A 19689-nucleotide genomic window follows, 5' to 3' on the forward strand; every position below is an offset into this window, starting at 1 on the left:
TAATGTCTCAACAATTCGATTTAGTTGTAATCGGTGGTGGCCCAGGTGGCTACGAAGCTGCAATTCGTGCTGCACAGCTTGGTTTTAAAGTTGCGTGTATCGAAAAACGTATTCATAAAGGTAAACCTTCTTTAGGCGGTACTTGCTTAAACGTAGGTTGTATTCCTTCTAAAGCACTTTTAGATTCTTCTCACCGTTATGAAGATACTGTTAAGCATTTAGATGACCACGGTATTACAACGGGTGAAGTTGCTTTCGATTTGTCTAAAATGCTGGCGCGTAAAGACAAAGTCGTTGAGCAATTGACTGGTGGTGTTGCGCAGTTACTTAAAGGTAATGGCATTGAATGGTTACAAGGTACTGGTAAATTACTTGCTGGTAAAAAAGTTGAGTTTGTACCGCATGAAGGTGAAACTCAGGTTTTAGAGCCTAAATATGTCATCCTTGCATCTGGTTCTGTACCAGTCAATATTCCAGTTGCTCCTGTAGATCAAGACCTGATCGTGGACTCAACTGGTGCGCTTGAATTCCCAGAAGTGCCTAAACGTCTTGGTGTGATCGGTGCTGGTGTAATCGGTCTTGAACTTGGTTCAGTATGGCGTCGTCTGGGTGCGGAAGTTGTTGTATTTGAAGCAATGGACGCATTCTTGCCAATGGCTGACAAAGCATTGGCAAAAGACTACCAAAAACTGCTGACTAAACAAGGTCTTGATATCCGCATTGGTGCAAAAGTTTCTGGTACTGAAGTTAACGGTCGTGAAGTGACTGTTAAATACAGCCAGGGCGGCGAAGACAAAGAACAGACTTTCGATAAACTGATCGTTTGTGTAGGCCGTCGTGCTTATGCTGAAGGCCTATTGGCTGAAGACTCAGGTATCAAACTGACTGAGCGCGGTCTGGTTGAGGTAAACGACTGGTGTGCAACTTCTGTTGAAGGCGTATACGCAATCGGTGACTTGGTACGTGGTCCAATGCTTGCACATAAAGCAATGGAAGAAGGCGTAATGGCTGTTGAACGTATCCACGGTCATGCTGCTCAAGTGAACTACGATACTATCATTTCTGTCATCTACACTCACCCGGAAGCGGCTTGGGTAGGTTTAACAGAAGAGCAAGCCAAAGAAAAAGGTCATGAAGTGAAAACTGGTCAATTCGGTTTTGCTGTAAATGGTCGTGCTTTGGCTGCTGGTGAAGGTGCCGGTTTCGTGAAGTTTGTTGCTGATGCAAAAACTGACCGTCTACTTGGTATGCACGTGATTGGACCTGCTGCGTCTGACATCGTTCACCAAGGTATGATTGCACTTGAGTTTGTATCTTCAGTTGAAGATCTACAGTTGATGACTTTCGGTCACCCAACATTCTCTGAAGTGGTACATGAAGCTGCTCTTGCAGTCGATGGTCGTGCGATCCACGCGATCCAACGTAAGCGTAAGTAATTCTTCGAAGAGCGGCTCAGGCCGCTCTTTTTACATTTGGTGGTTGTTTTTGAATGAATAATCATCTAAAAATAAAGATAAGTAAAATCTAAGATCCAAAAATACCAATATTGATTGATGTGAACCAAGAAATATTGGGAAAACGTGTAATAACAAAGTCAAATAAGTAGTAAAAGGTTAATCAATGAATTTACATGAGTATCAAGCAAAAGCGTTATTAAAAAAATATGGGATGCCTGTACAAGAAGGTATTCTTGCTACCAATGCTGAGGAAACAGTACATGCTTTTGAGCAGCTTGGTGGGAAGTTTGCGGTATTAAAAGCGCAGGTTCACGCAGGTGGTCGTGGCAAAGCGGGTGGGGTAAAAGTGGTAAAGTCGGCTGAAGAAGCAGCTGAATATGCCAATCAGATTATTGGTTCACGTTTAGTGACCTATCAAACCGATGCAAATGGTCAACCAGTCAATAGTATTTTGGTGTCTGAAGATGTGTATCCGGTCGAGCGTGAACTCTATTTAGGTGCAGTGGTAGACCGTTCTAGCCGTCGTATTACTTTCATGGCATCCACTGAAGGTGGTGTCGAAATTGAAAAAGTTGCAGAAGAAAATCCTGAAAAAATCATTAAAGTCGAAGTTGATCCTTTAGTAGGATTATTGCCATTTCAGGCGCGTGAAGTGGCGTTTGCACTTAAGTTAAAAGATAGCCAGATCAATCAATTTGTTAAAGTCATGACAGCTGCTTACCAAGCCTTTGTCGAAAATGATTTTGCTTTATTTGAAATTAACCCGCTCTCTGTTCGTGAAAATGGTGACATTCTCTGTGTCGATGCCAAAGTCGGTATTGATTCAAATGCGCTATACCGTCTGCCTGAAGTTGCTGCTTTACGTGATAAATCACAAGAAAATGAGCGTGAGCTGAAAGCATCTGAATTTGACCTGAACTATGTTGCTTTAGAGGGTAATATTGGTTGTATGGTCAATGGTGCCGGTCTTGCGATGGCAACCATGGACATTATCAAGCTTTATGGTGGTCAACCAGCTAACTTCCTGGATGTAGGTGGTGGTGCAACCAAAGAGCGTGTCATCGAAGCATTTAAAATTATCTTGGCAGATTCTTCTGTACAAGGTGTCTTGATTAATATTTTTGGTGGAATTGTACGTTGTGACATGATTGCTGAGGCAATTATTGCAGCGGTTCAGGAGGTAAATGTCACTGTACCTGTAGTCGTTCGTCTTGAAGGGAACAATGCAGAGCTTGGTGCCAAGTTACTGGATGAATCTGGTTTGAAATTGATTTCTGCAAATGGCTTGGCCGATGCTGCAGAAAAAATTGTTGCTGCAGTAAAAGCTTAAGGAGTATCACAATGAGCGTATTAATTAATAAAGACACCAAAGTTTTAGTCCAAGGCTTTACAGGCAAGAACGGTACATTCCACTCTGAACAGGCTATTGCCTACGGCACTAAAGTTGTTGGTGGAGTAACACCGGGTAAAGGTGGTCAATCACATCTGGATCTGCCAGTATTTAATACTATGCGTGAAGCGGTGCAAGAAACTCAAGCTGATGCTTCTGTGATTTATGTGCCTGCACCTTTTGTCCTCGATTCTATTGTAGAAGCTGTTGACTCAGGTATTGAGCTGATTGTTGTGATTACTGAAGGCGTACCAACACTGGATATGCTAAAAGCTAAACGTTATCTGGAAACCAATGGTAATGGTACGCGTCTGATCGGTCCAAACTGTCCGGGTATCATTACGCCAGGCGAGTGTAAGATCGGGATTATGCCGGGTCATATTCATCAGCCAGGTAAGATCGGCATTATCTCACGTTCAGGTACTTTGACTTATGAAGCGGTTGCACAAACCACTAAATTAGGCCTTGGACAGTCAACCTGTATCGGAATCGGTGGTGATCCGATTCCAGGCATGAACCAGATTGATTGCTTGAAACTGTTCCAGGAAGACCCGCAAACTGAAGCCATTATCATGATTGGTGAAATTGGCGGTACTGCGGAAGAAGAAGCAGCTGAGTATATCCAGTCGCATGTGACCAAGCCGGTGGTAGGTTATATCGCTGGTGTAACAGCGCCGAAAGGTAAGCGTATGGGTCACGCAGGTGCCATCATTTCTGGCGGTAAAGGAACTGCTGAAGAGAAGTTTGCAGCTTTTGAACGCGCGGGAATGGCGTATACACGTAGTCCTGCAGAGTTGGGTTCAACCATGCTTGAGGTTTTGAAAGAAAAAGGTTTGGCTTAATTTATTAAGCTGATAAAAAGCCCTCAATATTGAGGGCTTTTTTATAATTGCTGCAAAAGGAGATTAAAGTCTAACTAAATGATAATTCGAAAATTGAGTATTTAGTTATCTATACCAGCTTTAGCTTTCAGGCTTTGAGTCATCCCATTGATGTCACCACCCTGAATGCCTAATTCATTCATCAGGCTATCAATCAAAGGTGCCTGGCTACGATAACGCAAAGCACTATTCACCACCTGATCGGAGAGGGCAACATTGCCGCCTTCATGATGGGCATCTGCTTGGCAAGAACCCGCATGTGTGCCATGTAGGCCATTGACTTGCAGAATCTTGATGTCATCAATGTTTTCCATCGGCTTAACACTTTCACGAATGATTTCAGGTAAGTATTTCAGCATGGCTAGCCGGATTTGCATTTCCACCTGTTCAGATGACAGTACATTATTTGCTTCATTCACTGCGCGGGTACCTTCAGCATCGACTTGATACTGTTTCTCCATCGCTTGAGCAAGTAAGACTTTTGCATCCGCTTCACCTTTGGCTTTCAAGCGAACTTTTTCAGCTTCGGCTTCAGCGGCAATACGAACCGCTTCTGCATCATCAGCTGCTGCCTGTTTGCCAGCTTCTGCTGCAACGGTAATGGCAATTGCATCTTTCTCAGCCTGTTCTTTCGCTGCAACCAGTTCAACCGCTTTTTGACGTTCTGCTTGCTGGATCTGGCGGACAGTGACGACTTCTTCTTCCGCTTTAACCGCTTGAGCACGTGCCTGATCAGCTAAAGCTTTGGCTTCAGATTCAGCACGTGATTTTTCTGCAATCGCAATTGCACGATCTTGTTCAGCCAGTTCAATCGTTTTCTTCTGTTCAACTTGGGCTTTTTGAATAAGCTGGGCTTTCTGAATGTTTTCATTTTCAACATCACGAGCCGCCAAAATGCGTTTCAGTTCTACTTCACGTTCAGCAGCAATACGAGCTTCTTCCGCTTCACGTTTTTTTGCAGCTTCCTGAGCTGCAATTTCAGCTAACTGTTCAGCGCGGCGAATCGAAATTTCACGTTCCTGTTGCAGCTTGGCATATTCTTCTTCACGGATAATTTGTAGACGTGCTTGCTCGGCTTCCAGATTTTTGGCTTTAATGGCCAGATCTGTATCCTGTTCAATATGATTACGCTTACGGCGACGATCTTCAATCGTTTCAGTGAGTTTGGTCAAACCTTCAGCATCGAAAGCATTTTGTGGATTGAAATATTTAAAGCCAGTTTGATCTAAGCCAGTTAAAGAAACAGTTTCCAGTTCCAGACCATTTTTGTGCAGATCTTCAGATACCACTTGCTGTACTTTTTGTACGAAGTCGACCCGTTTTTCATGTAATTCTTCCATGGCCATTTCAGCGGCAACGGCGCGTAAAGAGTCGACAAATTTACCTTCCACAAGATTTTTCAGTTCATTTGGTGACATGGTCTTTTGACCAAGAGTTTGTGCTGCCGTAGCAATCGAATCGGCAGTAGGCTTTACGCGCACATAGAATTCAGCCATCACATCGACACGCATGCGATCACGGGTAATCAGCGCCTGATCATCGGCGCGACGGACTTCCAGCCGTAGGGTATTCATATTGACGGGAATGATTTCATGTAGCACCGGTAGCACCAAAGCTCCGCCGCCTAAAATCACTTTTTCACCACCCCAACCGGTACGCACAAAAGAAATTTCTTTACTGGAGCGACGGTATAAACGTGCAATGATTAATCCGAAGGTGACTAGGCCAACGAATATAGTCCCTGCAATAATCAAAACATTATATAAATCAAAATTTAGCATTGTTATAAAGTCTCTTTGGGCAAGCTTGATTTTTATAGGAAATTGGTTTAATTAAAGTTCAATAGCCTGAAAGCCATTTTTAGTTTTTTGAGTCAGAACCACTGTCTGACCTTGATTAAATATTTCATTGCGTTCAGGTTCGACCAGCACATAATGGGTCTTACCATGCTGATCCTGAACTTTGGCCTGAGCAGGGGAGTTAGCTTTGGCATCTCCCAGAATAATCGTGGCGGTTCGTCCGATCAATTCATCGCTATAGATCGCGATGGTTTCATCCTGAGGCAGAATTTTGGCAGCAAGCACGGACAGCCCACGTACAATCGGCATACATAAAAATAAACAGGCAGGGGAAATAATCCATGCATTTAAAAGCTGACTGGTAAATCGTTCAAACAGACCTTGGATCAATAATCCGCTCAGACCATAACTGGTCAGGAAAATAATGAGCCAAATAAAGAGAGGCAGGCGACCCAGATAAAGCCAGTCGAATACTTTATGGAACAGGCCAGTATGCTGATCAACACCTACTTCTGGGTGAAGCGGTTCTTCAGGCAGAAATTGTTCGAACATATTCTGGGAGCCACCTCCCAGCATCAGCAAGACACATTCCAAGGCAGCAAACATCAGCATCAGACTTAAACTGATACTAAATACAATGTTGGAAGGATGAGTGAACAGTTCCCACATGAGTTTCTGTCTCTAATTATGGTTTTATAGAAATTTTATGACCCTGTTAAAGATAACAGTTATTAATAAAATTGTAAGCAAAAAACAACAAAATTCCCTATTGGGATAACTTGATAAAATCCAAAATTTAACAATTTGTGATGTGTTTTTCTTAGATGCTAATAAATGTCGACTATTTTATAGGTGGGCGAATCTGAGGTTTTATGTAAAGAATAGAAAAGCAATTGTGTACATTTGCTTTTCTGTCCCTAGGTAGATGTATAAAAGAATTAAAGGATGGCGGTCTGGATACGGACTTTCATTTCTAGGGCTTGTTGCAGGATATAGTTCTTCATCCATTGCACCTGTTCGCCCATTGGATTGGTTTTTACTGCAGTCTCCAGAAATTTAAGTTCAGGCTGATTAAATAGTTGTTCGTCGAGAGCCTGTTCCAATGCCTGAGTATTTGCAGACAAAGGTAAGGCCACCAAGAAGAAGGCTTTAGGATAGTTATAGAAAGCATAAAGCAGGTTGAAAGCTTTTTGATCGCCTCTCAGATTGCCGACACCTATTTCGTAACCTGCCTGCTGGTTGCTATAAGTCATACCGAGCAGGTATTCCCATTGACCGTTCAGCTTACGCAGGCCAAACTGCAGGCCAATTTGATCCGCTGTCAGTTCATGCTGGATATAAATGTTTAGTGGACTGCCATCTTCAGTATAAGGTTCCTGAAGAACCAAAATATGTTGCTGGTGCTGGTAAATAAAACCGGCAAGTTTTGCCTGTTCCAGACGGGATTTTAAAGTATCTAAATCAAATTCGTTATAAGGCATACATAGTTTATAAATTGGAAGAACTAATCCTACTCTAATTTTTTTTCACCACGATGTGAACTGTCCGTTTAGATGATTAATATATCATTTCATTGCTAAAAGTAATCTTCCAGAGTGCTTTGACTAAACAATCAATTGTCTTTATTTAGCTAAGCTATCAGATTCATAAAAACTGATAGTTGATATTAGTGAATTTTTATATGACGTTTTAATATATGAATATCACAAAACAAGCAATCGTTATGAAAAGTTAATCACTATAATGAATATAAATTTTATAAAGTGTAATAAGTACACGTGTAATACGCAGGTTGTCCATGTCATTAAATGAGGAAAGACTTACTCATCTTAAACAGCTTGAAGCTGAGAGTATTCACATCATTCGCGAAGTTGCTGCCGAGTTTGAAAATCCGGTTATGCTTTATTCAATCGGTAAAGATTCAGCAGTTATGCTGCATTTAGCACTGAAAGCGTTTTATCCTGCAAAACTTCCATTCCCGCTACTTCATGTAGATACCGGCTGGAAATTCAAAGACATGATCAAGTTCCGTGATAACATGGCCAAAGAACATGGCTTTGATCTGATCGTGCATCAGAACAAAGAAGGTCGTGATGCGGGCGTAAACCCATTCGACTATGGTAGCTCTAAATATACTGACATTATGAAAACCCAAGGTCTGAAACAGGCACTGGATAAATATCAGTTTGATGCTGCTTTCGGTGGTGCACGTCGTGACGAAGAAAAATCACGTGCCAAAGAACGTGTTTATTCATTCCGTGACTCTAAACACCGTTGGGATCCGAAAAACCAGCGTCCAGAACTTTGGAATCTTTATAACGGTAAAGTGAACAAAGGCGAAAGTATTCGTGTATTTCCATTGTCTAACTGGACTGAGCTGGACATCTGGCAATATATCTACCTAGAAAATATCAAACTTGTTCCATTGTACTTAGCTGCTGAACGTCCAGTCGTTGAGCGTAATGGTACGCTGATCATGGTTGATGATGAGCGTATGCGCCTGAATCCAGGCGAAGTGCCACAAATGAAATCGGTTCGTTTCCGTACTTTAGGTTGTTACCCATTAACGGGTGCGGTTGAATCAACTGCAACAACTTTACCGGAAATTATCCAGGAAATGCTTTTAGCGACCACATCTGAACGTCAAGGCCGTATGATCGACCATGATGAAGCAGGTTCGATGGAAAAGAAAAAGCAGGAAGGTTACTTCTAAGAATCTTAAGAAATCTCCTCCTAAGAATCTCCTTGCGCAGCAGTGCTGCTCACCCTCTTTACCAAAGAGGGGCTTAAAAAAGCGGAGGAAAGTCCTCCTTTAGTAAAGGAGGATTTAGGTGGATTTGAAGATTAGAAACGATTTCAACGTATTTGTGGAGCTATGAGCGATGTCTCACCAATCAGAACTTATTAGCCAAGACATTTTGGCTTATTTGAAACAGCACGAAAATAAAGACTTATTGCGTTTCCTGACTTGCGGTAATGTGGATGATGGTAAATCAACCCTGATCGGTCGTCTGCTTTATGATTCAAAACTGATTTATGAAGATCAGCTGCAAGCGGTTACCCGTGACTCTAAAAAAGTAGGTACCACAGGCGATGCACCTGACTTGGCGCTGCTTGTCGATGGTCTGCAAGCTGAACGTGAGCAAGGTATTACCATTGACGTAGCTTACCGTTATTTCTCTACTGAAAAACGTAAGTTCATCATTGCCGACACCCCAGGGCACGAACAGTACACTCGTAACATGGCAACTGGTGCGTCTACTGCGGATCTTGCAATTATCCTGATCGATGCGCGTTACGGTGTTCAGACTCAAACACGTCGTCACTCATTTATTGCGAGCCTTCTAGGTATTCGTAATATTGTGGTTGCAGTGAACAAAATGGACTTGGTTGAATTCTCTGAAGCACGCTTCAATGAAATTCAGGCTGAGTACAACAAGTTCGTGGATCAGCTGAGCGATCGTAAACCTGAAAATATTGTATTCACGCCAATTTCTGCATTGAACGGTGATAATGTTGTAAACAAATCACCAAATACGCCGTGGTACCAAGGTCAAACCTTAATGGAGACTTTGGAAACTGTAGAAATTACACGTAATACCAGCAAAGATGAATTCCGTTTCCCAGTTCAATACGTTAACCGTCCTAACCTCGATTTCCGTGGTTTCTGCGGTACCATCGCACTGGGTGAAGTGAAAGTTGGCGATGAAATTGTTGCGCTGCCATCTGGCAAGAAATCAACAGTAAAAGAAATTGTGACTTTTGACGGTAATCTGGATCACGCTGTTGCAGGTCAGGCAATTACATTAACACTGAACGATGAAATTGATATTTCACGTGGTAACGTGTTGGTGAAAGCCGGTGAACAACCGTTAATTTCACGTTCTGCTCGCGCGTCTGTAGTATGGATGAACGATCAACCGCTCGTGGTTGGCAAACTTTATAATGTGAAGTTTGGTACTCAAACTATTCCAGCGAAAGTTGCGAAAATTAACTACCGTACCAATGTCAATACATTGGAAAAACTACAAGTAGAGCAGCTGGATCTGAATGCAATTGCTGATGTGACCATCGAATTTGATGCGCCAGTGGTATTTGACCGTTATCAAGACAGCCGTTACACCGGTTCATTCATTTTCATCGACCGTCTAAGCAACGTGACTGTTGGTGCGGGTATGGTTGAAGCTGCAGTGGAATGGACTGCACACAATGAACCTGTAACTGCTGAAGCACGTGCTGCACGTTTGGGTCAAAAACCTGCTGCGGTGACAGTAACTGCAAAAGCACTGGAAAATGCTCAAGCACTTGAAAGCCTGTTGATTCAACAAGGTGTGGTTGCAATTGCGAAAGCGGGTCTGACTGATGTACAGGTTACACTTGTTCGTGAAACTGGTGTAGTAGTCATTACTGACCTTGCAGAAGGTACAGATGTGACTTACACAGCCGATGCAGTTGAAGAACTGGCTGAGAAAATTGTGGAATTGGTTCGTCTATAAGACTGGACTGATTTTAAGAAAAACCCGCTGTAAGGCGGGTTTTTTATTGCCTGAATTTTGAATGTTTGAAAATCATTCGGTTATTCAAAATGTGATCTTTCAATTTATATGTAGCTTTATACAATGCTCCGTAGATGGGGGAATGTATGAAAAAATTATTATTACTAGTTGGACTATGTGTAGCTTTTGGAGCAGAAGCCAAGCAGAGCAGCCAAAGTACGGAAGCAATTAAACAGAAGATTATTCAACAGTCGATTGAAAGCTATCCGGGAAATTGTCCTTGTCCATACAATACAGCGCGTAATGGTAGTCGTTGCGGCAAGCGTAGTGCTTATAACCGTGCTGGTGGTTATGCACCGTTTTGCTATCCGGAAGATGTCAGTGATCGGATGGTGCGAGAATATAAAAGTTAAAATTTAAGTTGAGGGACTAAGATTATAAATCATCTATTTTTATACATTTAGATAAGACAGTAACTATAAAAAAAGTTCCTAGTTAATTGTTGTAATCTCAACTGAGAAAATGGCTTTATAAGGAAGGATTTTTTCACAAGTATTTCGTGCCTATTTTTTCTTCTTAAATTTAACTTTTATTGCTTCACTTGAAATAAATTCAATATTATCTATGATAAGATATATCTTAATTAAATTTAAGATATATCTTTTGTATGTCTAGAACTTCTGATTCTGCATTAAAAGAAGAGCGAAAAAACTCTCCAAAACCTCGTAGACGGCTCTTTGAAGCAGGTGAAATGAAACTGCTCGTGCTGCATTTTATTGCTCAAGCGCCCAAGTTTAGCTATGACATTATTAAAGATGTAGCTGCGCTGGTTGGAGGTAACTATAAGCCGAGTACAGGTACGATCTGCCCAACAATTAACTATCTTGAAGAACAGCAATATACCCAAGTGATCATGAGTGTGGATGAACGTAAGCAATATCACATTACTGATAAAGGTCGTGAGCATCTGAAAGATAATCAGGAAACTCTACAAAGAGTTCTTAGCCGTTTTGAAACCCGTCGCCGCATTCAAGAAGATGAGCGCTATATCGATATCCATAATTCAATGGAAAGCCTGAAAGCTTCACTACGATTCAAACTGCAAAATGAACTTCGTCCAGAGCAGATCAGTGATATTGCTGCTCAGATCGAACTGGCTGCAATCAATATCCGTCAACTGTAGGAGCAGGACATGAAACAACATCTCTATGAAGTGACTGTTCAACATCTGGCTGATGCCCAAGGTAATCCATCAACCTATACTGAGGAGCTACAGTTTCAGGTGGGTAATCACGATGACATCTTTAAAATACTGGAAAAACTTCAAGCCAGTCAGTTGCTAGATGAGGAAAGTACCAAAGCATTTGTTATCGGCTTAAAACTGTTTAGTGAAGTCATGCTGGAAAATAAAGAGTTGCCACTCTTCAAGGAATTCATGCCGCAATTTGCCCAGTTTATGAAATCCTTAAAACAGACAGTGAAAGCCCAAAGTGAAGAACAGTAAGTATTCTAAAGGTCATTTATGAAAAAGAATCTCCCAAAATTTCACTCAAAACATCTGAACTGGTTAATGCCCTTAATCCTTTCCGGCATTATGAGCGGTGCGATTTCCTGCTTTAATATGCTGCTGAATAAAGGTTGGAGCGATGCGTTTATCTCGCTATGGTTACATGCTTGGGGGCTGTCATGGCTGGTGGCATTTCCACTGATTCTGCTTGTATTGCCGCTGGTACGCAAATTTCTGATGCAGTTTGTGCAGATGTCAGATCAATCTGCTAAATAAGAAATTGCTTATTCGAATCAGTCGGAATCGGATGACTTATTCAGAACTTGAGACAAAATAGATTTCATTTCAGTCAGGCTTTTCACACCAGCAATGCGTTGAATGATCTGCCCATTTTTAAAGATAAGAGTAGTAGGCAGGCCATAGACGTTATAGCGTAAGGTCAGAATCGGTGATTGATCGACATTGATTTTACCGAACTTAATTTCTGGATCATGCCCAGCATATTGTGTTGCCAGTTCCTCAAAAACTGAAAAATTCTGTACGCAGGGCTTGCACCAGTCAGCATAGAAACGGATCACAGCAAAGCCTTCAAACCATTCGAAGTCACTGTAATTATCTTCATTGTAGGGGATGACTGCTGACATGAATTTGCTCTCATCATTTCAAAATTAAGATTTAAACCAGCTCATAGTGAGTTCAGCCTGACCGGTATTCTCATCGATTCCTTGATTGATCATCTTAAAACCCTGCTTTTGGTAAAAATGAACTGCTGATGTATTTGCAGCATAGACATTTAAATGCAGCTGATTACATTGCTGTTTTAAGAAGTCAACTAAACGGCGACCATAGCCAGCACCTTGCTGCTCAGGATCAATGAAAAGTGCAGCTAATATATTTTCCGATTTTAATAATGAAACAAAGCCAAGCACCGTATGATTTTCTTTAAGGACATAGTTTTCTGCCAGAGGTAGGTATTGATCCCGCATTGGAAGCAGCTGATTTTTCCAATAATCAGCCGGAATAAAATCATGTGCCTTTAAAGAAGCCTTGAACCAGATCTCAAGAATAGCGTCGATATCCTCTGTTTTCGCTTTTATAATTATTGTCATCAATGGTCTTATATCAATTTACTAAATAGGCAGCTGATTATACATAAGTCCATGCTGCTTCAATCCATAGCATTTCTATGTTCAAATAAGTTCGAAAAATACGAAACATGAATATTAGGGAAAGAATCCATGACGCAATACAGCATGCAACAAGTCATCATTACAGAACCGGGCGGTGTAGAGAAACTCGCTTATGAAACCGTTGCCATTCCAGAAGCAAAAGCAGATGAAGTTCTGGTTAAGGTTCATGCTTTTGGGATTAACCGTCCGGATATCTTGCAGCGTCAGGGTTTGTATCCAATGCCTAAGGGTGTGACTCCGGTACCGGGTCTGGAAGTTGCCGGTGAAGTGGTTGCAGTCGGAAGTGAAGTAAGTCAGTTTAAAGTAGGTGACAAAGTCTGTGGCCTGACCAATGGTGGTGGTTATGCAGAATATTGCGTTGTGCCAGAGAGTCAGACTTTAAACATTCCTGAAGGTGTGAGTTTTGTACAGGCTGCGGCGATTCCTGAAACTTTTTTCACTGTCTGGGCAAATGTGTTCCAGATGGGTAAGGCTAAGGCAGGAGAGACTGTACTGATTCATGGCGGTACCAGTGGGATTGGAACCACGGCCTTAATGCTGTGCAAATCATTAGGCATCAAAACCTTTGCGACAGTAGGTAGTGATGAAAAAATCCAGGCAATTTCACATCTGACCACAGGAATCAATTACAAGACCCAGGACTTTGAACAGGTTATCAATGAAGCTACAGATAATGCCGGTGTAGATGTGATTCTGGATATGGTGGGTGCGCCGTACCTGGAGAAAAACCTGAATCTGCTGCGTCGCGATGGCCGCCTGGTCTATATCGCTTTCCTGGGCGGTGCTAAGGCTAAGGAGGTAAAACTGGGTCAAATCATGATGAAGCGTTTGACCATTACCGGTTCCACCATGCGTGCACGCAATACGGCTGAGAAAGCTGGAATTGCCCAGGGCCTGAAAGAGCATGTGGCACCACTCTGGGCAAAAGGTGAATGTTTACCGATGATCTATAAAACCTTCAAGTTTGACCAGATTCAGGATGCGCATGCAGCGATGGATACAGGTGAACATATCGGTAAGATTGTGGTGGAAATCATCTAATTATTCTTGTGATAGAAATACTAAAAGCCAACTTTTGTTGGCTTTTATTTTGCATAAAAAACGATAAATAATTTAAATTAATTGCTTGAAATAGGAGTATAAATTTTAAAAAACGGTAAAAAGTGTCGATTGTTCGACACAACCTGTCAAAACTGAGGAGTAAATTAGCGCTTAAATATAATCTGACTAAATTGTTTGGTATTTGATGAAATGTCACGTATTAAAAGGAAGTATATTATGAAGATAGTGTCGGCCCCTTATACGCATGAACATGGCTTTCGTGCATTGAAGCGTTTGCATAAAGCGATTATCCGTAATCAGTTACTTCGTTCCGATTTACACAAGCTGTATCAAGCCATGTTGCATCTGGAACGCTATATGGAACGGCTGAGCCACTCAGCACCAAAACCTCACTACAAACGTCGTAAAAAATCTTAAAAAACATCTTGCCTATTAGCCTTAAGTTGAAGTGAATAACTCTAATCTTGTTTTTATTTGGCTGTATAATTTTCCCATAATTTAAAAATTCTAAGCAAATGATTCATTGTGCTGCACAAGCGGCACGAAGAGGGTATTTATGAAGGGCAATGCGTCAACGCATGAGCGCCTCGCAGACCGTTTGGCAAATATTTTAACCAAACTTAATATAGGGCATCAGTTAAGTGTACAGGAGCTGGCACGAGAATTTCAGGTCAGCACCCGTACCATTGAGCGTGATTTTGTTCGTCTGAATGCGTATTTACCGCTCATACAGGATCAAAATACCAAACGCTATTATCTTGAGCCTTCATATTTAGGGCGTTTCAAGTTGCAGGATATCCAGAATTTTGCACAGTTGTCCGGAATCAGTGAGCTGTATCCGGCACTGGATATGTCTTTTATTCGTGAATTGCTGGATGAGCAGGCAAATCAGGTATTTTCGGCAAAAGGCTATTATTTTGAAGATGCCAAACAGTTTGCCGAGCATTTCAAGCTGCTTGCAGGGGCGATCTATAAACGACAGCAGGTTGAGCTGCAATATTCCGATCAAGCACGAATCATCCAGCCATACCGGTTGATTCATCATCATGGCATCTGGTATCTGGCCGGTGTCACTGAAGCTGAGCTCAAAACCTATCGTTTAAGTCAGTTGCAGGAAGTCAAGCTGGTTTTTGAAAATGAAAGCTTTGAGCATGATCCTGAAGTTCTGAAAATGCTGGCAGATGAAGACAGCATCTGGTTTGGCCAGCAAAAACAGCAGGTTTTGATGAAGGTGCAACCTGAAGTCACGGTGTTTTTTAAAGAGCGCCGTTTATTTCCGGAACAGCAGATCGAACAGGAATCAGAGTCTGGAGAATTGTTAATTAGTTGTCAGATTCGTCATGAAATGCAGTTATTGCCACTGGTACGTTACTGGCTACCGTATGTAAAGATCATTGAGCCGATTCATTTTCAGGAAAAACTGGAACAGGATCTGGAAGGTTATTTACGCTCTGCTGGATAATATTTTGAAAGCAGAGCAGGTTGTCGAATGCTTATAGAATTCTATTGAGAATTAGATTTAGCAAATTACAGGCATAAAAAAACCAGCTTTCGCTGGGTTCTTTATTTGCACCATCTTCAGTAGTAGAAGAATGGTGCCCGAGGCCAGACTCGAACTGGCACGCTTTGTGGGCGGGGGATTTTAAATCCCCTGTGTCTACCGATTTCACCACTCGGGCTTTAACAAGATTGGAGGCGGAGGTCGGAATCGAACCGGCGTCCACGGAGTTGCAGTCCGCTGCATGACCACTCTGCCACCCCGCCGCGTCTTGTTGATGCGTATATTATCAAGCTCTGAAAAAAAAACAATAGGATATTCATTTGTATGCGCATAAAAACAGCATATGGCGGAAAATATTCAGAATTATCATGTAGAATGTGCAAAATTGATTCATATCAACACTTGGGAGAAGTGCCGTGGCATTAGTTTTAGACGGTCGTGCATTGGCGAAGCAAATTGAAGCTGACTTGTTAACTCGCGTAGAAGCGCTGAAAGCAAAATCAGGTCGTACTCCAATTCTTGCGACTATTTTAGTGGGTGACGATGGCGCATCTGCAACTTATGTTCGTATGAAAGGCAATGCTTGCCGCCGTGTTGGTATGGATTCACTAAAAGTTGAGCTTCCAAAAGAAACGACTACTGAAGAATTGCTTGCTGAAATTGAAAAACTGAATGCAAATCCGGATGTTCACGGTATTCTGTTACAACATCCGGTTCCTGCACAAATTGATGAACGTGCTTGTTTTGATGCTATCTCGCTTGAAAAAGACGTCGATGGTGTGACTTGTCTGGGCTATGGTCGTATGGCGATGGGTGAAGCAGCTTATGGTTCTGCTACTCCTGCAGGTATCATGACTATCCTGAAAGAAAACAATATTGAAATCGCAGGTAAACATGCGGTAGTGGTTGGTCGTTCTGCGATTCTAGGTAAACCAATGGCAGCAATGTTGCTTGAAGCGAATGCTACAGTGACTATTTGCCATTCACGTACTCAAAACCTTCCAGAATTTGTAAAACAAGCTGACATTATCGTGGGTGCGGTGGGTAAAGCTGAACTGATCCAGAAAGACTGGATTAAACCAGGTGCAGTGGTTGTTGATGCTGGCTTCCACCCACGTGATGGCGGTGGTGTGGGTGATATTCAATTAGTCGGTATCGAAGAAATCGCTTCTGCTTATACCCCAGTTCCGGGTGGTGTAGGTCCTATGACAATCACTACGCTGATTCGTCAAACTGTAGAAGCTGCTGAGAAGGCTTTGGGTTAATTGAAATTTTAATTAGTTACGGCGGAGTTGTATCGTTGTGACTATAGATGTAAGAAGCTCATTCATTACTTTTGTTTCGGCAAAAGTAACCAAAACCATTTGTCATTCGCAGAACTCGTCATATTTCTTTTGCGTGGTTGATGTGTCGCAAAAACAGGACGAATTAGATTTCAGTCTGCCTCGAACAGCTGCGAATGACGTGGTCATGTATCCGATTAATGTATAAATTCCAATAAAGATATTTTCGCATCAAGGCTTTCTTCATGAGCTGTACTTTCCAATTTCCTAAAGCCCCTGAGCATTTACTTCAAGCCTTACACCAAGTTATTCCTAATTGTGAACTGATGGCACAGCAGCTACCAGAAACACCGATTTCACTCTGGCTGATTCCACCAGTCTTTCCGACAGACAAACTAGATGATGAAGTGATTCGTCGTATCTGGAATGATACGCCGTACTGGATCTTCTGCTGGGCATCAGGATTGGCCATGGCACAGTGGTTGCTGGCTGAACCGCATCATGTCAAAGACAAAGTGGTACTAGATTTTGGTGCAGGATCAGGTGTTGTTGCTATTGCAGCGAAAATGGCAGGAGCCAAACGTGTGATCTGTTGTGATATCGATCAGGTCAGTCTGGATGCCTGTCGTGCCAATGCTGAGTTAAATGATGTTGAGCTGGAATATCTGGATGATCTCTATAAAGCAGAACAGGTGGATATACTGCTAGCGGCAGATGTGCTCTATGATCAGTGTAACCGTTTCTTCCTGGATGAATTCCTGAAATTTGCACCAGAAGTCTGGGTCGCAGATAGTCGGGTGAAAAATTTTAGTCATCCGCAATATCTCAAACTGGATGAACGTAGTGCGACTACCTGGCCAGATCTGGATGAATCACCAGAATTCCGTAATGTCAGCTTCTATCGAACTAAATAACATCCAAGAATTGAAAAAGAAAAAAAGGGCATCAAGCCCTTTTTTATGCTCTGTTTTATGAGCAGGTATAGCGAATCACACGTACAGTGGTAGGGCGAGCTTCTAATGCCTCTCGGGCACCCGGATTTTCACTGTTATATAAATCAGGTGTATTACTCAAACTGATTTGGGTGCGGCTATCCCCGAGTTGACGGCCATACTGAACCTGTTCAGGAGTTGGGTTAACTATTTCCTGACTATTAATAATCTGGATATTATAACTTTTAGAGGTTCCAAGAACTTGTCTGCAAGCAGCCTGTAACCTGTTTTCATCCTGACTTGGTCGTCCTGCTAATGTATAGCTTAAGGTTGCGGAATTTTCTGAACGTTCCAGAATTTCATAACCGGTCTGACCGTTAAATTGTTGAGGTGCCGTCTGACATGCTGTCAGGCCTAAAGTGCCGATAGTTAAACCGAGTAAAAAAACTGTTTTTTTCATCATGATGATTTCCCGTATTTTTATCAGACAAGTATGCCATAGCAATGAAATAGCGGAATGGCAGTAAACATAAAATTCCAATAAAAAAGCTTTCCGAATGTTTCCATCCGGAAAGCTCCTAAAGCAATACAGTTACTTAGTCATCAGTAATCATGCTGTGCTTTTTAGTGTCTTTCATAAAGACATAAGTCAGCAGTGACAGGCCAATCATAAAAGTAATGTAATAGAAGAAGTAGTTTTCATGGCCGGCATTTTTAAAACTTAAAGCTACCAGTTCTGCTGTACCCCCAAATAGTGTATTGGCAATCGCATAAGGCAAAGCTACGCCTAAGGCACGGATATGGGCAGGGAATAGCTCAGCTTTTACCACTGCATTAATCGCTGTGTAACCAGTCACAATCACCATACCACTCATACACAGCATGAATGCTGTAGTTGGGTTGGTAGTTGAGCCTAAGCCATTAAAGATAGGAATGGTAAATAGTACACCAAGCACACCAAAAGCAATCATGATTGGCTTACGGCCGATCTTGTCAGAAAGTGCACCAATCACAGGTTGCAAGAGCATGAATACAAAGATCGCAAGAGTCGTGATTTCAGTCGCTGTGGTTTTTTCAAATCCTGAGGTGTTCACCAGATATTTCTGCAAATAAGTAGTGAAAGTATTGAAAGCTAAAGTACCACCTGCAGTTAGCATGATCACGGTAAATGCCTGTTTAGGATATTTAGTGAATAAAGCTAAGGCACCGGATTTAGGGCCACCTTTTTTCGCCTGTTCAACAGCCTGTTTTGAAGATTGTGTTTCTACCAGACCGCGACGGATCCAGAACACCACAATCGCTAAGAATGCACCAATCAGGAAGGGAATACGCCAGCCCCATTCAGTGAGTTGTGCTTCAGTCAAAGTGCGTTGTAGGAAGATCAAGACACAGAGTGCCAATAGTTGACCTGAGATCAGGGTCACATACTGGAAGCTTGAGTAGAAACCACGATGATTTTTACCTGCCATTTCAGTCAAGTAAGTGGCACTTGAACCGTATTCACCACCTACACTCAAACCTTGTAATAAACGAGCAAATAACAGCAGCGCAGGGGCGAGCATGCCCACTGAATCATAGGTGGGTGCACAGGCAATAATCAGGGAACCGACACACATCAAAGATACAGAAAGTGTTAAACCGGCTTTACGACCCTTACGGTCAGCGTAAATCCCCATAATCCATGCGCCAATCGGACGCATCAAGAAACCAAGTGCGAATACAGCAGCAGCCTGAAGAAGTTTGACGGTATTGTCGCCATCAGGGAAGAACTGTGAAGCGAAATATAAGGTAAAGGCTGCATAAACATACCAGTCGTACCATTCGACCAGGTTACCTGCAGAACCACCGAGAATAGATTTAACCCGTGTTTTACGATCAAGCTGCGGTGTAGCAGCTTCAGGAAGTGGCTGATTCACAACATTGCTCCAAAGGAATGCTGTAAAACACATCTTTTTTAAATTTTCATTGCTATAAAATCTAAAAAGTTATGTTTTAGTGAGAGAGAAAGTGAGGAGATTTCATATACTTATACGCCTCCAAGTTTTCTCTTTTTATAGGACTTTAGTCTTAATAAATAATGTAGTTTTTAAATATTTTTATAAAACATAAATTTACCATTTGTTTAGAGTAATTGCTTGATTTTTATATTGTATTAACTGGTTAAATGCTGTTCTTTAAGGAGATTAATGAA

21 protein-coding genes and 2 tRNA genes are annotated in these 19689 nt (G+C 42.0%); 14 read left to right on the forward strand and 9 right to left on the reverse strand.

Going from position 1 to position 19689, the window contains the following annotated elements; all coding sequences use genetic code 11:
• The first annotated feature begins 2 nt into the window (after window positions 1-2).
• From lpdA to sucD, 3 genes are all read left to right on the forward strand, one after another.
• Window positions 3-1436: a dihydrolipoyl dehydrogenase gene (gene lpdA / locus FTU46_RS05435; RefSeq protein WP_004782973.1), complete on the forward strand. Its 1434-nt coding sequence runs from the start codon at window positions 3-5 to the stop codon at window positions 1434-1436.
• Window positions 1437-1620: 184 nt separating this feature from the next.
• Window positions 1621-2787 (forward strand): ADP-forming succinate--CoA ligase subunit beta, encoded by a 1167-nt coding sequence (sucC, locus tag FTU46_RS05440; RefSeq protein WP_004782971.1) that lies wholly within the window; start codon window positions 1621-1623, stop codon window positions 2785-2787.
• A gap of 11 nt (window positions 2788-2798) precedes the next feature.
• Window positions 2799-3689 carry a succinate--CoA ligase subunit alpha gene (gene sucD / locus FTU46_RS05445; protein ID WP_004782969.1) on the forward strand — a complete coding sequence of 297 codons (891 nt, stop codon included), beginning with the start codon at window positions 2799-2801 and terminating at the stop codon, window positions 3687-3689.
• A 101-nt stretch (window positions 3690-3790) separates the two neighbouring features.
• Here sucD and FTU46_RS05450 read toward each other — a convergent pair whose 3' ends face one another.
• The 3 genes from FTU46_RS05450 to FTU46_RS05460 all read right to left on the reverse strand — a co-directional run bounded on the left by FTU46_RS05450 (window position 3791) and on the right by FTU46_RS05460 (window position 7008).
• Window positions 3791-5509 carry a flotillin family protein gene (locus tag FTU46_RS05450; protein ID WP_180104508.1) on the reverse strand — a complete coding sequence of 573 codons (1719 nt, stop codon included), beginning with the start codon at window positions 5507-5509 and terminating at the stop codon, window positions 3791-3793.
• Between the two features lie 51 nt (window positions 5510-5560).
• A complete protein-coding gene (locus FTU46_RS05455) occupies window positions 5561-6196 on the reverse strand; it encodes a YqiJ family protein (RefSeq protein ID WP_180069419.1) in 636 nt (211 codons plus the stop codon).
• A gap of 269 nt (window positions 6197-6465) precedes the next feature.
• Entirely contained in the window at window positions 6466-7008 is a 543-nt protein-coding gene (locus FTU46_RS05460) for a hypothetical protein (protein WP_180104509.1), read from the reverse strand.
• A 317-nt stretch (window positions 7009-7325) separates the two neighbouring features.
• Between FTU46_RS05460 and cysD the strand changes: the two genes are divergently transcribed.
• The 6 genes from cysD to FTU46_RS05490 all read left to right on the forward strand — a co-directional run bounded on the left by cysD (window position 7326) and on the right by FTU46_RS05490 (window position 11806).
• A complete protein-coding gene (cysD, locus tag FTU46_RS05465) occupies window positions 7326-8240 on the forward strand; it encodes a sulfate adenylyltransferase subunit CysD (RefSeq protein ID WP_034170514.1) in 915 nt (304 codons plus the stop codon).
• A gap of 169 nt (window positions 8241-8409) precedes the next feature.
• The gene (gene cysN / locus FTU46_RS05470; RefSeq protein WP_180104510.1) at window positions 8410-10023 is read left to right on the forward strand and encodes a sulfate adenylyltransferase subunit CysN; all 1614 of its coding nucleotides are present in this window, start codon (window positions 8410-8412) and stop codon (window positions 10021-10023) included.
• Window positions 10024-10169: 146 nt separating this feature from the next.
• Complete coding sequence (locus FTU46_RS05475; protein ID WP_180016796.1) at window positions 10170-10436, forward strand: hypothetical protein; 267 nt, start codon at window positions 10170-10172, stop codon at window positions 10434-10436.
• Between the two features lie 254 nt (window positions 10437-10690).
• Window positions 10691-11206 (forward strand): PadR family transcriptional regulator, encoded by a 516-nt coding sequence (locus FTU46_RS05480; protein WP_180104511.1) that lies wholly within the window; start codon window positions 10691-10693, stop codon window positions 11204-11206.
• 9 nt (window positions 11207-11215) lie between these two features.
• The gene (locus FTU46_RS05485; RefSeq protein WP_180002281.1) at window positions 11216-11527 is read left to right on the forward strand and encodes a DUF3861 domain-containing protein; all 312 of its coding nucleotides are present in this window, start codon (window positions 11216-11218) and stop codon (window positions 11525-11527) included.
• Between the two features lie 18 nt (window positions 11528-11545).
• Window positions 11546-11806, forward strand: a complete 261-nt coding sequence (locus tag FTU46_RS05490) for a DUF2798 domain-containing protein (protein ID WP_179992105.1) — start codon at window positions 11546-11548, stop codon at window positions 11804-11806.
• Between the two features lie 17 nt (window positions 11807-11823).
• On the opposite strand, the gene FTU46_RS05495 is transcribed toward FTU46_RS05490, so the two are convergent.
• Window positions 11824-12174 (reverse strand): co-chaperone YbbN, encoded by a 351-nt coding sequence (locus FTU46_RS05495; protein WP_180010762.1) that lies wholly within the window; start codon window positions 12172-12174, stop codon window positions 11824-11826.
• A 24-nt stretch (window positions 12175-12198) separates the two neighbouring features.
• Window positions 12199-12639: an N-acetyltransferase gene (locus tag FTU46_RS05500; protein ID WP_180104512.1), complete on the reverse strand. Its 441-nt coding sequence runs from the start codon at window positions 12637-12639 to the stop codon at window positions 12199-12201.
• Between the two features lie 129 nt (window positions 12640-12768).
• Here FTU46_RS05500 and FTU46_RS05505 point away from each other — a divergent pair, with 129 nt between their 5' ends.
• From FTU46_RS05505 to FTU46_RS05515, 3 genes are all read left to right on the forward strand, one after another.
• The gene (locus tag FTU46_RS05505) at window positions 12769-13761 is read left to right on the forward strand and encodes an NAD(P)H-quinone oxidoreductase (protein ID WP_180104513.1); all 993 of its coding nucleotides are present in this window, start codon (window positions 12769-12771) and stop codon (window positions 13759-13761) included.
• A 237-nt stretch (window positions 13762-13998) separates the two neighbouring features.
• The gene (locus FTU46_RS05510; protein WP_159123322.1) at window positions 13999-14199 is read left to right on the forward strand and encodes a hypothetical protein; all 201 of its coding nucleotides are present in this window, start codon (window positions 13999-14001) and stop codon (window positions 14197-14199) included.
• Between the two features lie 139 nt (window positions 14200-14338).
• Window positions 14339-15244, forward strand: a complete 906-nt coding sequence (locus tag FTU46_RS05515; RefSeq protein WP_180104514.1) for a YafY family protein — start codon at window positions 14339-14341, stop codon at window positions 15242-15244.
• A gap of 131 nt (window positions 15245-15375) precedes the next feature.
• Here FTU46_RS05515 and FTU46_RS05520 read toward each other — a convergent pair.
• Both FTU46_RS05520 and FTU46_RS05525 read right to left on the reverse strand, forming a co-directional pair.
• A tRNA-Leu gene (locus FTU46_RS05520) sits at window positions 15376-15461 on the reverse strand.
• A gap of 11 nt (window positions 15462-15472) precedes the next feature.
• Window positions 15473-15546: transfer RNA gene (locus FTU46_RS05525), tRNA-Cys, on the reverse strand.
• Window positions 15547-15699: 153 nt separating this feature from the next.
• Here FTU46_RS05525 and folD point away from each other — a divergent pair.
• Both folD and FTU46_RS05535 read left to right on the forward strand, forming a co-directional pair.
• Window positions 15700-16548, forward strand: coding sequence for a bifunctional methylenetetrahydrofolate dehydrogenase/methenyltetrahydrofolate cyclohydrolase FolD (gene folD / locus FTU46_RS05530; protein WP_034704935.1), 849 nt, complete (start codon window positions 15700-15702; stop codon window positions 16546-16548).
• A 263-nt stretch (window positions 16549-16811) separates the two neighbouring features.
• On the forward strand, window positions 16812-17480 hold the full coding sequence (locus FTU46_RS05535) for a methyltransferase (RefSeq protein WP_180002286.1): 669 nt from the start codon (window positions 16812-16814) through the stop codon (window positions 17478-17480).
• Window positions 17481-17535: 55 nt separating this feature from the next.
• Here FTU46_RS05535 and FTU46_RS05540 read toward each other — a convergent pair whose 3' ends face one another.
• Window positions 17536-17958 (reverse strand): hypothetical protein, encoded by a 423-nt coding sequence (locus FTU46_RS05540; protein ID WP_034590028.1) that lies wholly within the window; start codon window positions 17956-17958, stop codon window positions 17536-17538.
• Between the two features lie 136 nt (window positions 17959-18094).
• Window positions 18095-19447: an MFS transporter gene (locus tag FTU46_RS05545; RefSeq protein WP_171523054.1), complete on the reverse strand. Its 1353-nt coding sequence runs from the start codon at window positions 19445-19447 to the stop codon at window positions 18095-18097.
• Window positions 19448-19689 lie beyond the last annotated feature (242 nt).

Origin of the sequence: Acinetobacter sp. YH12108 (assembly GCF_013419055.1) — a bacterium.
Classification (GTDB): domain Bacteria; phylum Pseudomonadota; class Gammaproteobacteria; order Pseudomonadales; family Moraxellaceae; genus Acinetobacter.

Coding starts and splice junctions, on each gene's coding strand:
- lpdA (WP_004782973.1), top strand. CDS start 3: ATGTCTCAACAATTCGATTTAGTTGTAATCGGTGGTGGCCCAGGTGGC.
- sucC (WP_004782971.1), top strand. CDS start 1,621: ATGAATTTACATGAGTATCAAGCAAAAGCGTTATTAAAAAAATATGGG.
- sucD (WP_004782969.1), top strand. CDS start 2,799: ATGAGCGTATTAATTAATAAAGACACCAAAGTTTTAGTCCAAGGCTTT.
- FTU46_RS05450 (WP_180104508.1), bottom strand. CDS start 5,509: ATGCTAAATTTTGATTTATATAATGTTTTGATTATTGCAGGGACTATA.
- FTU46_RS05455 (WP_180069419.1), bottom strand. CDS start 6,196: ATGTGGGAACTGTTCACTCATCCTTCCAACATTGTATTTAGTATCAGT.
- FTU46_RS05460 (WP_180104509.1), bottom strand. CDS start 7,008: ATGCCTTATAACGAATTTGATTTAGATACTTTAAAATCCCGTCTGGAA.
- cysD (WP_034170514.1), top strand. CDS start 7,326: ATGTCATTAAATGAGGAAAGACTTACTCATCTTAAACAGCTTGAAGCT.
- cysN (WP_180104510.1), top strand. CDS start 8,410: ATGTCTCACCAATCAGAACTTATTAGCCAAGACATTTTGGCTTATTTG.
- FTU46_RS05475 (WP_180016796.1), top strand. CDS start 10,170: ATGAAAAAATTATTATTACTAGTTGGACTATGTGTAGCTTTTGGAGCA.
- FTU46_RS05480 (WP_180104511.1), top strand. CDS start 10,691: ATGTCTAGAACTTCTGATTCTGCATTAAAAGAAGAGCGAAAAAACTCT.
- FTU46_RS05485 (WP_180002281.1), top strand. CDS start 11,216: ATGAAACAACATCTCTATGAAGTGACTGTTCAACATCTGGCTGATGCC.
- FTU46_RS05490 (WP_179992105.1), top strand. CDS start 11,546: ATGAAAAAGAATCTCCCAAAATTTCACTCAAAACATCTGAACTGGTTA.
- FTU46_RS05495 (WP_180010762.1), bottom strand. CDS start 12,174: ATGTCAGCAGTCATCCCCTACAATGAAGATAATTACAGTGACTTCGAA.
- FTU46_RS05500 (WP_180104512.1), bottom strand. CDS start 12,639: ATGACAATAATTATAAAAGCGAAAACAGAGGATATCGACGCTATTCTT.
- FTU46_RS05505 (WP_180104513.1), top strand. CDS start 12,769: ATGACGCAATACAGCATGCAACAAGTCATCATTACAGAACCGGGCGGT.
- FTU46_RS05510 (WP_159123322.1), top strand. CDS start 13,999: ATGAAGATAGTGTCGGCCCCTTATACGCATGAACATGGCTTTCGTGCA.
- FTU46_RS05515 (WP_180104514.1), top strand. CDS start 14,339: ATGAAGGGCAATGCGTCAACGCATGAGCGCCTCGCAGACCGTTTGGCA.
- FTU46_RS05535 (WP_180002286.1), top strand. CDS start 16,812: ATGAGCTGTACTTTCCAATTTCCTAAAGCCCCTGAGCATTTACTTCAA.
- FTU46_RS05540 (WP_034590028.1), bottom strand. CDS start 17,958: ATGAAAAAAACAGTTTTTTTACTCGGTTTAACTATCGGCACTTTAGGC.
- FTU46_RS05545 (WP_171523054.1), bottom strand. CDS start 19,447: ATGTGTTTTACAGCATTCCTTTGGAGCAATGTTGTGAATCAGCCACTT.